The following is a 12,970-nucleotide window of genomic DNA, read 5'->3' on the forward strand; positions in this document are numbered from 1 at the left end:
CTGGCCGCATGGATTACGCCATTGCCGAGTCAGTATCCACTCCTGCGGCCGGTCCAGCTATCGCCGCCGCGTCCGCCATATCCGCCGTAGCTGCCGGGCCGGCCGTAGCCACCGCCGATGCCAATCCCGATTCCGATCGAGACCGGCGGTCCGGCGGGTTCGTAGATTTCGCGCGGCGGCGGCCGGCGCACGACCACGACTTCCTCCTCCTCGACGACGCGGCGCGGCGGCGTGCTGGCGCGCTTGGGCGGCGCCGGCTCGGCGCGCTGCCTGGCGGGCGCATCGACCCGCTTGATCGGAGCCCGCTGCGACGGCGCGTTGCAGGGGCAGGTCAGCGCTGCGTTGGTCGTGGGCACGCTGATGGGCGCGGCGAGTGCGAGCGCCATGTTCGGGCGGTTGCGCAGCCGCTCCTCGAGCCTGCGCGCTGTGGCGGTGAGATCGCCGTCTGGATATTGCGCGAGGAAGGCGCGATAGCCGGCCGCGGTGTTAATCGTGACGGCGTTATTCCAGGCCACCATGCGGCGATGGCGATCGAGCCAGTCACGCGCTTGCAGGCCGCGCGGCGTCGAGGCGTAGAGCACGGCGAAGGCTTCATAGGCCTCGTCAGTGCCGTCGGCGACGATGATCTCGTTGGCGGCATCAACGGGCTTGCCTTGCAGCGCCCGCTTCCATTCCTCGACCGTGCGCTTCGTCGATGCGAGTTTTGGCGCAGAAGCGGCGCCCGCCGGTCCCGCCACGAAGCGGAAATCTTCGGTCAGCGACGAGCTGTCCCACGGCGTCTGCCGTCCATCCGTCGCCTTGTTCACGGCGACGCGCACGCGCTTGAAGGTCTCCTCGATCGGTGCCGTTTCCTTCGCCGCCGCAAGCAGCGCCGTCGTATAGGGGCTGTTGCTGCCGTCGCCGTCTTCGGCTTCCGCGCCGGGCGAAGTCGAGAACGACAGGAACGTGCCGGGCGCGCCGGTCTTGGCGTCGACAATGGCAAGCCCGTGGCCGGTGCTCTTGAGCTCCGGGAACGGATTGTTGCGGCAGGCGTCGAGCAGGAGGATACGCATCTTGCTCGGTACCGAATTCAGCGTGTTGAGGACGTCATTGAGGCGCACCGCCTGGATCGGGATGTCGGCCTCGCGCTTCGGATCGACGTCGGTCGGAACCAGGAAATTCTCGCCGTCGACCTGCAGGCCATGGCCGGCATAGAACACCAGCGCCACTGTATCGGCGCCCTTGGCCGCGATCTCGCCGGCGAATTCGCTGACCTTGGCGCGCAATTCATTCTGCGAAAGGTCGGATGCCGACACCACCTGGAAGCCTGAATCGCTGAGAAGCTGCGCCATCGCCTTGGCGTCATTGGCCGGGTTGGGCAGCACCGGCACCGACTTGTAGGCGGATTGTCCGATCACCAGCGCCAGCCTGTTCTCGGCAAAAGCGGGCGAAGCGCCGAGCAGCATAGCGGCGGAAACGAGCAGTCTGGCGAGCGAGCGGCGCGACATCGGGCGACCTCCGGCAATGCGATGACTTGCCGATTGGTCGTAGGGTTTCCCGGCAAGGTTCAACCCCGCCGATTGATCTCGAAGGCGCCGGACGCCGCAGACAAGGGGGCGGAAGTGTCGCAGACCGGCGGACGCGCGCCGTTATTCGATAACGGATTGCTGTCAGATCATTTCGCGTTTTTCGCAGGCTCGGTCGGTCGCGCCACGCCCCAGGGATCGTATTTTTGCTTCGGCTCGGGGATGCGCTCGAGCGCGGCCTTGTAGGCTTTCTCGTCGACCTTCGGCGTGTTGTCCTGCTTGGTCGCGGGCCCGTCGCCGCGATGCCGCTTACCGCCCATCTGCGCGTAGGCGGGCGTCGCCATCAGCGCCAATACCGCTGCGACGACTGTGAATTTTCGCATCGTCAGTCTCTCCCTGCCTTCCGTCCCGGTACCTTTGTACTGGAAAGCGGCAGCATAGCGTGCGGCCGGTTCAATTTCAGCAATAGTTGATCGATAACGCGCCATCCGGGGGCAGCCAAGTTTGTTTGCGCAGGGTAAGTACACCGAATGGGGTGGGACGGCGCTCGGATTGTATTGATGATGAGTCTGGCGGTGACGCTGGGGGGTTGTGGCTTCGTGGACAGCCGCTCACCGCTGCCGCTGCCGGCGTTCTTCCGTGCCAAGGAGGCCGAGCCACCGCCGCCTGAAGCACCACCCGACATCAAGCGACTGGTCGGCGAAAAACTGGACGCCGTATTCGTATCGACTTCGCGTCCCGCCAATGTCCGCGTCTCGCAGCCGCTGCACGATCCGCGCGGACCGGGATGGACCGCCTGTGTGCGCGCTGAACTGACATCGGTCATGGGCCAGCCACTGGGTACCCAGACCTATCGCATCTTCATCAATGACGGCCTCATCGCCGACCGCCGCCGTGCCGAAGGCGAGGATACTTGCGCGACTGAGAATTACGAACCGATCTGATCTTTGTTTCCCAATGTTTCCCAATAGCTGAATTGTTCCACCTCCGCGCAGCGGAGAAGAATGCGCGTTCGCGAAGGAGCATGTCACCCGCGCAACGGAACTCCATCCGCCAACCCAGTTCCTTCGGAACGAAACCCGCCGCGCAGCTTTGTCAGCCGCGAGGGCAGTTTTCTATGCGGAGGCGGAACCATGAAGACATTTGCAATTGCTTTGCTGGCCGGTGTCGGCGCGCTGTCTGTCGGTAGCGCTGCGAAGGCGACCGACATCTACAGCACCACGGAATACAGCAATCCGGAACTCGTGCAGCAGGTTCGCACGGTCTGCGACGACGATGGTCGCTGCTATCGCACCCGTGGCGGCAAGCGCGTGATCATCCGCGATTCCTACAACTACATGCCGCGCGAACGTTACATCGAACGCCGCGAATATCGCGACCGCGACTACTACGATGACGGCCCGCGCGCGGGCGTCGGCATTCGCACGCCCGGCGGCACCGTGGGCGTCGGCGTTGATCGCTGGTAAGCATTGACAAGAGAACAAGGGAGCCGCCGAACGCCTTTCGGCGGCCCTCTCTTGCTGAACAATCCATTAACATTACCGCTCGAATTGCAGCGCCGAGCCAACCCTATTTTGCATTTCTTCCGCTAGCCTCGCAGGCGAACGCGATCACGAGAGGCGACGTTGATAGTCCCTCCATCGCTCGCGCACGGGGAAACGGGGAAAGTGGCCGAGATTGCCGACAAAGCGGTTGTCCATCGCGCGTCGACCGACGATGCCACGAGCGCGCATGCGCCGGCGAAAGGCGATCCCGTGCTCGCGCCGCTTGCCGATATTCCCGTCTGCCAATGGCGCGCGCTCGCCGAGCGCGTCGCCGAGCCCAACGCCTATTACCTGCCGGAATGGGCGTTGGCCGTGAGTGCCTCCGCCCGTGGCCGCGTCGGTGCGATGGCGCTCAGCGCCTTCAGCGATGCGCCGCTTGCGTATGACGGACCGGCACGGATGATCGGACTGTTGCCGGCGGTGTCGCTGTGGCGCGCCTACAGGATCCCCCTGCCCGCGCTGGTGAGCGCACAGCCCTATGGCACACTGTGCACGCCGCCGCTCGACGCTGACCTTGCGGAAGCCGCAGCAGAACGCCTGATGCAGGAAGCACGCAGGGCCGGTGCGCATGCGCTGATGCTGCGCGACATGTCGCTGGACGGCAAGGCGATGCGCGCCTTCACCGAAGTGCTGCGGCTGAACGGCATGCGTCCGCGGCTGATGCAGTCATGCCTTCGCGCCTGCCTCGACGCCACGCGCGACGCTGATGAATTGTTGGCTGATGCGCTTGGAGCCAAGAAGCTGAAGGAGCTGCGCCGGCTGCGTCATCGCCTCGCCGAGCACGGCGCAGTGCATTTCGAGGTGGCGCGCACGCCGGCCGAAGTCACGGCTGCGCTTGAAACCTTCCTCGTCCTCGAAGCCAGCGGCTGGAAAGGCAAGCGCGGCACCGCGCTCGTTCAGCACCAAGGCGACGCCGCTTTCATTCGCCGCGCCACGGCGGGGCTGGCCGAGACGGCTCAATGCGAGATCGTGACGCTGCGCGCAGGCGATGCGCCGGTGGCAGGCGCGATCGTGCTGCGGCATCGTGAGCGCGCGTTCTATTTCAAGCTCGGCATCGACGAGCGCTTTGCCAAATATTCGCCGGGCGTGCAGCTCACGCTCGATCTCACCCGCCATCTCTGCGGCGATCCGGCAATCCGATCGGCGGATTCGACCGCGGCGCCCGACCATCCCATGATCAACCCGATCTGGCGCGGGCGCTTTGCCATTGGCGACGTGCTGATCCCGCTGCGGCGATACGATCCGCTCGTGCCAATGATCCACACCGCGCTGGCCGCACACAGCTTTGCGGAGGAGGTCGCACGTGGCGCTGTTCGGTTCATCAGAAGCCGCGGCAAATCCCATTAGCAATCGTAGCCCGGGTGAAGCGCCAGCATAACCCGGGGACTGCTCGCCTTGGCGAAGCAGCCGTCCCGGGTTGCGCGTTCCGCTCCACCGGGCTAGGGGTCACGTACCTCATTGCAATGGCGAGTGAGGCGCGGGCAGCATGATGGTCGAATGCATTTCGTCGAGCAGCGGGCCGCCTTTGCGGAGGAATTCCTGCCACACCGGATCCTTCAGGGCGCTCGCGCGGGCTTCAGCGCGCGCGTTCAGGCTGGCATACGCCCAGATGTGGCAGATTTCGTTCGGCTGACCTGCCTCGGTCTGCCAGAGGCCGACGATCTTCGAGTATTTCTCGCGCGCCGGGAGCGCTTCGGTGAGCGCTTCGAGCCATTGCTTGACGGCGCCGCCTGGCTTGGCGCGATAATTGCGCAATTCGTAGATGTTACCCGTCGATGCCGGAGCGACCGGTGGTTTCACCGCGTTGAGCAGGCGGATATCCTGACGCTGCAGCAGCGGCCGGATCAGCGGAACATACTCGCCGGTCCAACGTGAATTGCCGGCGAGTTCGGCGCGCAGCCTGCTCCGCTCGTCGAAATCCTTATAGCTCCAGAGGTGCATGACCTGATTGAGTGGACCGATCTCGGTCATCCAGTAGCCCTCGAGCTTGCCGTAGTCATCCTTGCGGATGTCGCGCGACACGGTGCTCGCTGCTTTCACCATTTCACCGATGGTCCCGGGCTTCACCGTGTAGGTCCGGAGCTCATAGAGCATGACGTTCTCCCAGTTTTCTTTTAAGTTTTTGGCGGCCCGTAGCCCGGGTGGAGCGCAGCGTAACCCGGGACTCTCGCAGACGCTGATGCAGGTGTCCCGGGTTGCGCTGCGCTCCACCCGGGCTACGAACTAGAAATCCTCATCCGATAGGTCTGCAAGCTTCGCCAGGTGCCTGAGCAATCCGACCTTCAGGGTTTGTTGCCATGAATGGGAACTGACAGTCGAACTGCACTGCTGCTCTTGCCGTAGATATGATGGCTGCCATTGACGCGCAGTAACGTCCAACCACGTCGTTCAATGATCCGGGCGAAGTCGCGTCCGGACAAAGATTTCATACGGCCAATTCCAGCATCCGTTCAACGCCGCCCGGCTCCGGCGGAGCAACTTCAATAGACAGACATCCCTCGATTGCCTCGCGAAGGTTCAGCATGAGCTCATCCATGCTCTCACCCTGGGTGGCGCAGCCGGGAATAGCAGGGACTTCAGCCCAGTAGCCGCCTTCTTCGGCTTCATGCACGACGATCTTGATCTTCACCTTCTCTCCGTCTTCAGTCGATATTCGCGCGCGCAATCGGCAAATTCAAGCCTTGTTACTCCGCCGCTTCGGCATTGATCTCGGCTGAAACCTGGCGGATGGCGCGGGCGAGCTGTTCGGCCGGCTGCGCGCCGGAGACCGCGTATTTCTGCGCGAACACAAACGTCGGCACGCCGGAGATGCCCTTATCGGACGCTTCCTGCGCCTGCGCCGAGATCAGGGCGACATCCTCGTCGGTTGCAAGGCGCTTGCGCACGTCGTCGGCATCGAGCCCGACATCGGCCGCCGCTTGCACCAGCACGTCGATGTCGGTGAGATCGCCGCCGTCGCGGAAATAAAGCTCCATCAGCCGCTGCTTCATCTCGGCAGCCTTGCCTTTCGCTTCCGCCCAGTGGATCAGGCGATGGCAATCGATGGTGTTGGGCTGGCGCTTCACCAGATCAGGACGGTAGGTCAGCCCCTCCTCGCCTGCCGCCGTAACCACGCGCCCGGCGATGCCCTTGTAGGCTTCGACCGAGCCGAATTTCGCGGTAAGATATTCGTCGCGGCTGATGCCCTCGCGCGGCACCCAGGCGTTGAGGAAGAACGGCCGCCAGTGCACGTCGACCGGCACGTCCGGCACCAGCGCGAGCGCATTCTCGATCCGCCGCTTGCCGATATAGCACCAGGGGCAGACGACGTCGGAAACGATGTCGAGGCGAAGCGGCTTCAGGGTGCTCATCGGGCGGTCCTCCGCTGGAAAGCAGCAGAGATAGGCTGAGGGGAGCAGCCCGACAAGCCGCTATTTCATGGCCTCAGCCATCTGCTTTAGCCGCTCGGCGGTCTGATCGTCGGCGGGAAAGAAGGTCTCCAATGCGAGTTCCGACAGGGTGATATCAACAGGCGTGCCGAACACCATGGTGGTGGAGAAGAAGCTCAACACCCCGCCATCGTGGCGCAGCTTGAGCGGAATCGCGACATTGTCCGGCGGCAATGGTCCCGAGCGCGCCGGGATCGGATAGCTCTTCAGGTCCTGATAGAGCTTCAGCAATTCGGGATCGGCCGTCGCCTCGCATTGCCGGTGCAACCGCTCCAGCAGGTGCCCGGTCCATTCGGCGAGATTCACCGTGCGCGCCGCCAGCCCCTCGGGATGAAAGGCAAGCCGGAGGATGTTGAAGGGCTGGCCGAGCAGCCGCTGCGGAATGCCCTCAAGCAATGGCGCCACCATGCGGTTGGCGGTGACCAGATTCCAGTGGCGGTCATAGGCCAGCGCCGGATTCGGCTCATGCGCCTTCAACACCAGGTCGATCGCCTGCCGCGCCGATTTCAGCGCGGGATCGTCGAGCGAGCGCTGCGGGAAAGCCGGTGCGAAACCGGCAGCGACCAAGAGCACGTTGCGTTCACGCAAGGGCACCTCCAGCCGTTCGGCCAGCTTCAGCACCATCTCGCGCGATGGCGCCGCGCGGCCGGTTTCCACGAAACTCAGATGGCGCGCTGAAATATCCGCTTCGACTGCCAGATCGAGCTGGCTCAGATGGCGGCGCTGCCGCCATTCGCGCAAGTGCTCGCCGACATGGATCGGCCTCGTTGGTTCGGCCCGCGCCGTGGATGCATGTGCGTTCATGGATGGAAAACTACCACGCGGCTTTCGCCCATTCCATTACGTCCGAGGTAATAGATTCTGACACGCAAATCTATGTAATCCCGGGATTTTCTTTCGGCCGCTTCTGCTGCGATACCAACATAAATACCAACACCTCGAAGTCAGCCGATTGGCCATCATAGATCGCACCCCTCACGCCGCTGGCGCGCAGGGCCCACGCCGGCCGAGAAGCGTTGCACGTCGGGAATGGGGATGTCCTCACGTCTACCAGACTGCGCGCTAGCGTCGGCGGCCTGATCGCGAGCTTGGGCTTGCGACGTTTACCCTTGCCTTGCATCGCGGCGCGCGGGCCGAGGGCACGGCCAAAACTTTCGCCAACGTCGATGCAGTCGTGACAGTGACTATCGCCGCCAGCTTTTGCGCGTACCTCGTATGATCACCGCCCCATGACCACCAGGATTCCGCCAGATAAAAATGGCACCTTCTCTTCACCCTTCAATTCGGTCCGCTTCTCGTCGCCGCAGAGACAACGCTTGGCACATCATCTGCTAACGGTCGCTGCAGCTCCCTCGCCTTATGGGCTTCGAACCCGCTTCTTCCTTCGAAGCCGAACCGCAAATAGCAAAACGGATTGTTAGTGAAGTCGTCGTCTCTGATGAGGTTTGAGGAACGTTGGTTTTGCAGGGACAGGCTTCACTGGCATGTCGCACGCCGAAATCAAAGACGAGGCAAGAAAACTGCGAACCTGATCGAATCGAGGGTGTCCGCGGTACTCCCCCCGTTGAAGTGGAGCCGCTAAAGTAATCCGTCCTTCTCCGGATTGTGACGGCGGCGGTTGGGCGCTTTGTTCAGTGCGCCGGTAAGCCGCAAGCCTTCGAGGATGCCTTCCAGCCGCTGCATACGGATCGTCGCAGCAACCATTGAAATGGCGTCCTGCTGTTGGATCGTGAAGTGCACATCCGGAAATTGCTCAGAGATTACCTGGAAGAATGTCTGCGGTTTGGCAACATAATCTCGAAGCGCATGCGCCGCTTCCTCCGCGAAGTAGGTCGCATGATCGCCGTCGACGAGCCCGACGAAATTGAAGTCATAGCCGGTACGGTCCTTGATCGATTTCCGAATCAACTCGCTTTGCTGTTTTGCCTCAACGAAGAGCATGAAGACCGCGTCAGGCAGGTTGTCGCGCGGCACGTTCTTCAAATCTGAGATTCGGGCGTAAAGGTCCTTACCTGCCCGCTCGTTCCGCTCAAATCGCCCTTGGACCTCCTGGGTCTCATGCTTCCGCAGCAATTCCTTCCGATTTTTTCCGAACATCGCAGCTCCTCCGAGCCCGCGATATAGTTCGGTTCTCGCAAAAGATCAAAACGCGTTCGGCGGTCCGCTGCCGCATTAAAGGGAGTGTGAGGGCTGAAGGAAACCAAGCGTTGTTAGCTTCGCATGAAAGGGCTTGTACGATAATGCACAAGCGCTAACTCGTAGCGTTAGTCCGCTCTCCACCGCGACCGTGGCGCGCGGATAGGAATCCGATCTGGATCACAAGATTGACTGCAAAGCGATCTGGTAGGAGGGTTCTAGGTGGCGCCCTGGTGACGGATCCAGTGCTGAACTACAAGCCTGTCATATACTCGCATCACAAAGGCGCAACGAGATGAAAGACATTAAGCGCCGTGCCGCTTTGACAAGCCCCGCATGCTCCTTACAAATCGTGTAGCTCTACCCAATCGTGTAGCTAAGGACGTCGCCGAGCTGACCGCGGCAACCAGTATCCACGGAATGCATGATGGCCAGGGTATTCGCGGGATCAGCGGCATCCGAGCGAGACAGTGCGCGACAAAGCTCCGAAGAGCGCTCCTGGAAGTTCTCCGATTTCGAACTGGTCACCCGCAGCGGGCCCGTCAGCATCATCGATACTGCGGAGCGATCTTTCGAGTGTCGCTCTTGACCTGCTGAAGCTCCTGATGCCGCCAAACACAAACGATACGGCTGCTGGGAGTCTCGGCTCCCGGGCTAACGCATTATGAGGCGGAGAGCGGTCAAGCGGCTTTCATTTGTCCATATAGCGAAATATTCGCTTCAATCGTCCATAAGATCAAGGAGCTCCTCTACCTTAGCGAGAGGCGGCAACCGACCGTTGCTTGTACAGACCACGCGATCGCCTTCGCGTTGCAGCGATCGCGCCTTGGATTTCCGAAGTCGTCCCGGCAAGAATGTCGCGGCTACGGCATCGGATCCGACATCAAGTCTTATGATTCCTCTTCGCCTGCAGTCGATCCTGAGCCTTGCCGCGGCAAAGAAATCGCGGGCCGCCTGAGGCAATCGGCCGAAACGGCGGGAAGTCTCCTCCTCAAGGTCGTCCAGCTCATCTTCGCTTCGGCATCTGACGGTGCGGCCGTAGATTTCCAGGCGAACCGCCTCCGATTGCACGTAGCTTGCCGGCAACATGTCCCCGACCGGTAGATTCAGGTCAGGCACCCACAAGTCGGCTGTTCTGTCGTCGGCCTTCTCCGAGGCCAATTTCAGAAGGTGGCTGTAGAGCACGGGTCCGAACACCTGCACATGACCCGACTGTCGTTCAGAAAGCAGGTCCCCCGCTCCCCTGAGGTCGAGATCCCGCGCACTGATCGCAAAACCCGCGCCAGGTCTGTTGAACTCTTCCAGAACGGCCAATCGCTTCTCAGATCGCTCCGAGTCCGAATCAGTCAGCAAGTGCGCAAACGCGCGTATCCCGCTGCGGCCTACCCTTCCTCTGAGCTGATGAAGCTGCGCAAGACCGAACTTTTCAGGCCAACAAACCACGATCGTGTTTGCACGCGGGATATCGAGACCGCTCTCCACGATGTTGGTCGCCAGCAGCACGTCCGCGGCGCCTTCGACGAAGCTCATCATTCGATCGTCGATTTCATCGGCGGGCAACTTGCCGTGGAGACAGACGATGCGGAGATCCGGCGCCACTGACTGAACGCGCGTCAGCATCGGACCGAGATCCTGAATACGCGGACAGATCAAGAAGCTTTGCCCGTGGCGCCTTTGCTCGCGCAGCAATGCCGCAGCAATAGCGGCGTCCGAAAGCGGAGCGATCCTGGTGGCGACCGGGAGCCGGTGAACGGGCGGAGAGGCAATGACGCTGAGATCCCTGAAACCGGCAAGACCCGCCGCGAGAGTCCGCGGAATTGGCGTAGCGCTCATCCAAAGAGCATGAACATTCTTGGCCAGCCCGGAAAGCCTCGCTTTCTCTGCCGCCCCAAAATGCTGTTCCTCGTCGATGACGACTAGGCCGAGCCCGGCGAATTTGACATCCTTCGAAGCGAGAGCCTGTGTTCCGACCACCACCTTCAATTTTCCACTCTTCAGCCCCTCCTTCACTTCTCTCGTCTCCGCCCCTGAATTGGTCCGCGACAAACTCCCCACTTCGATGCCAAACGGAGCGAAGCGTTTGCGGAAGGTCGCGACATGCTGTCGTACCAGGACCGTCGTCGGTACCGCGATCGCCACCTGTTTCCCCGACAATACGACGGCGGCCGTGGCTCGCAACGCCACCTCGGTCTTGCCGAACCCGACATCGCCGCAAATGACCCTGTCCATGGGGTGCCCCGACGCAAGGTCATCCAAAACGTCCCGAATCGCTTTCGCTTGATCGATCGTTGCGAAATACGGAAACCGCGCGACGAACCTCTCATAGATGGGACCTGGAGGTACAAGTTTCGCAGCTCGCCGGCGGCGTCGCTGGCTGATATGTTTGGCGAGCTGCTTGCCCGCAAATTGGATTTCGCGCTCCGCCTCGGTACGCCGAGTCCACCATGTGCTTCCATCCGCCTTGTCGAGGCTGAGCTCGCCAGGTTCCGACGCGTATGGCCAGGTCATGGCGAGGTCGGCGGGCGGAACGAGAGCGGCATCGTCTCCCGCAAATACGAGCCTGATCATTTCGCGCGACGACCCGCCCCCCGTCGGCACAGTCTGCAAGCCGTCGAGCAAGGCTAGGCCTCGCTGCAGATGCACGACCACAGTCCCCTGTTCCGGCACATCTGCGTGGTCGAAAGCCGCGCTCCAGCTTCTGGCCATGGGCTGCGGATGATGAGCCCTGCTGCCGAGCACGTCGGAAGCGGTTACGACGGCAAGGGATTTCCGGCCAGGTAGCATAAACCCTCTATCGAAGTCGGCCAGGAGCGCCGCGTCGCGGTGGCGTCCGGCCGTTGCTTTGCTCCAGTCGGAAAGCGCTCCGCCTTGACCCCGCTCATCCGCTCCATCACCCGCAGGTCGTCCTCCTGCGCTGCGACGAAAACCAGGCGCGAACCGGCGCGTCGCGTCTCGTCGATGAATGCACGCAGCGCCTTCCTGGGCGATACGACCTGCAAAAAGTCCGGCGTGGGAGCGAATGATGCCTTATGCGACAACACGGTCATACGCTTGGTGGCCTGCTTCCATTCTCGCCCCCCAAGGTATGCGCGCTCTCTGTCCGTGCGACCAGCCGCCTCCTCGATCGTGCTGAGCCAGCTATCAGCGTGCGCTGAAACCACCGCATCCGCTATCCACTTGGACCGACCACAATAGTCGAACAGGCTCGCGCGTCTTCCGCGCGTCTTTGCGAAAGCCAGCCGCTCCGACATCGGATCTATGAGAAGCTCTTGCGTCTCAAAAACGACGTCATGCTCCATCGGGTCGAACGCCACGATCCGACGTATCACCGCGCCAGAATGCTCCACTCTGAACGGACCAAGTGCGCCGGCGGGAAAAATCTCGAATGTCTTGCCGTGAAACAGCGCGCCGCCGGGATAGTCCGCCTCCTCACCAAGGTCGTATCCAAGGGCTTCAAGCCGGCAACGGAGATCTCGTTCAGAAAACGCGGCGCCCACCTTCAACCGGACGATGATGCGGGGCCAACTCGCCGGCCGCGGCAGGCGTTCCATCACGGCCTCGGCCGTGGACACGAGCAGGATCGGTTTCTCGGGTTTGGCAAGGCGCCTCAAGACCGAGCTTCGTCGACCTGCGACTTCCGGCGACGGCTCCAGCTGATCGAACGGCAGCGTATTCAGTCTTGGAAGAACAAGCACATCGCACGAACGATCGAGGGCATGAATGACGGCACCCAGCCGCTCGGCCCTGTTCTCGTTTTCTGAGAGAAAGACAACACCGTTACGGCCGGACTTCCTCCACTGTGCGAGCAGATGGAGGGCCACCATGCCTATAGGCGAGGAAGAAGAGATCGCAGTTCGGGATGAAGACGTCTTTCGCTTCGTTGCCCTAGCGGCAGCGCGCGCTTTGCTGGAACGGCCCACGTTGAACCCGTCGTTGATTTGCGACCAGCTGAGGCTGATGGCGACTGTTGCTTCGACCAGGCCTGCTCTGATGTAGGAGCTACGCCTGGGGCTGCGTACATATGCGAATTTCGGCGCAGACGCACGTTTTCGATTCGATCATCCCGTGAAAATATCGCTTGAGAGGCGGCCCTCACTCGTCCGCCTCCGACCGACGGATCGCAGTCCCCAGCCTGGTACGTTTCGCTTCGCCTTTCTCATCATGCTACTGTGACTCTCGGATCGCACGTGGCTTCTTTAGCGACACAATGAGCCTTTGTAGATAGGATGCGAAGTGCGGGACCATTCACGCCGGCGCAAACGCAGCAGGAGATCGGGATTGCACGAAATTATGATTGCGGCCAGCCATTCTCGCGCGTGATGCACCATGCAAACGCGACATTACACACCGTGAGGCC

General features: G+C 61.9%; 10 protein-coding genes and 1 pseudogene. 3 read left to right on the plus strand and 8 right to left on the minus strand.

The window, feature by feature from the left end; translation table 11 throughout:
• Positions 1 to 29: 29 nt before the first annotated feature.
• Together I6F35_RS20090 and I6F35_RS20095 are read right to left on the minus strand one after the other, a co-directional pair.
• Complete coding sequence (locus I6F35_RS20090; RefSeq protein WP_225119402.1) at positions 30 to 1,487, minus strand: caspase family protein; 1,458 nt, start codon at positions 1,485 to 1,487, stop codon at positions 30 to 32.
• A gap of 167 nt (positions 1,488 to 1,654) precedes the next feature.
• A complete protein-coding gene (locus I6F35_RS20095; RefSeq protein WP_225119403.1) occupies positions 1,655 to 1,888 on the minus strand; it encodes a hypothetical protein in 234 nt (77 codons plus the stop codon).
• Positions 1,889 to 2,065: 177 nt separating this feature from the next.
• Here I6F35_RS20095 and I6F35_RS20100 point away from each other — a divergent pair, with 177 nt between their 5' ends.
• The 3 genes from I6F35_RS20100 to I6F35_RS20110 all read left to right on the plus strand — a co-directional run bounded on the left by I6F35_RS20100 (position 2,066) and on the right by I6F35_RS20110 (position 4,396).
• Positions 2,066 to 2,449, plus strand: a complete 384-nt coding sequence (locus I6F35_RS20100) for a hypothetical protein (protein ID WP_225119404.1) — start codon at positions 2,066 to 2,068, stop codon at positions 2,447 to 2,449.
• 189 nt (positions 2,450 to 2,638) lie between these two features.
• Complete coding sequence (locus tag I6F35_RS20105) at positions 2,639 to 2,971, plus strand: hypothetical protein (RefSeq protein WP_225119405.1); 333 nt, start codon at positions 2,639 to 2,641, stop codon at positions 2,969 to 2,971.
• A gap of 201 nt (positions 2,972 to 3,172) precedes the next feature.
• Positions 3,173 to 4,396 (plus strand): GNAT family N-acetyltransferase, encoded by a 1,224-nt coding sequence (locus I6F35_RS20110; RefSeq protein WP_225119406.1) that lies wholly within the window; start codon positions 3,173 to 3,175, stop codon positions 4,394 to 4,396.
• A 108-nt stretch (positions 4,397 to 4,504) separates the two neighbouring features.
• Here I6F35_RS20110 and I6F35_RS20115 read toward each other — a convergent pair whose 3' ends face one another.
• The 6 genes and pseudogenes from I6F35_RS20115 to I6F35_RS20145 form a co-directional block, all read right to left on the minus strand.
• A complete protein-coding gene (locus I6F35_RS20115) occupies positions 4,505 to 5,143 on the minus strand; it encodes an NIPSNAP family protein (RefSeq protein WP_225119407.1) in 639 nt (212 codons plus the stop codon).
• Positions 5,144 to 5,474: 331 nt separating this feature from the next.
• Positions 5,475 to 5,678, minus strand: coding sequence for a type II toxin-antitoxin system HicB family antitoxin (locus tag I6F35_RS20125; protein ID WP_225119409.1), 204 nt, complete (start codon positions 5,676 to 5,678; stop codon positions 5,475 to 5,477).
• Positions 5,679 to 5,733: 55 nt separating this feature from the next.
• A complete protein-coding gene (locus I6F35_RS20130; protein WP_225119410.1) occupies positions 5,734 to 6,399 on the minus strand; it encodes a DsbA family oxidoreductase in 666 nt (221 codons plus the stop codon).
• 60 nt (positions 6,400 to 6,459) lie between these two features.
• Positions 6,460 to 7,281 carry a helix-turn-helix transcriptional regulator gene (locus I6F35_RS20135; protein ID WP_225119411.1) on the minus strand — a complete coding sequence of 274 codons (822 nt, stop codon included), beginning with the start codon at positions 7,279 to 7,281 and terminating at the stop codon, positions 6,460 to 6,462.
• Positions 7,282 to 8,055: 774 nt separating this feature from the next.
• Positions 8,056 to 8,574 carry a hypothetical protein gene (locus I6F35_RS20140; protein ID WP_225119412.1) on the minus strand — a complete coding sequence of 173 codons (519 nt, stop codon included), beginning with the start codon at positions 8,572 to 8,574 and terminating at the stop codon, positions 8,056 to 8,058.
• A gap of 759 nt (positions 8,575 to 9,333) precedes the next feature.
• Positions 9,334 to 12,437, minus strand: a pseudogene (locus I6F35_RS20145) (DEAD/DEAH box helicase).
• Between the last annotated feature and the right edge of the window lie 533 nt (positions 12,438 to 12,970).

The organism is Bradyrhizobium sp. BRP22, from assembly GCF_020194175.1.
Lineage (GTDB): Bacteria > Pseudomonadota > Alphaproteobacteria > Rhizobiales > Xanthobacteraceae > Bradyrhizobium.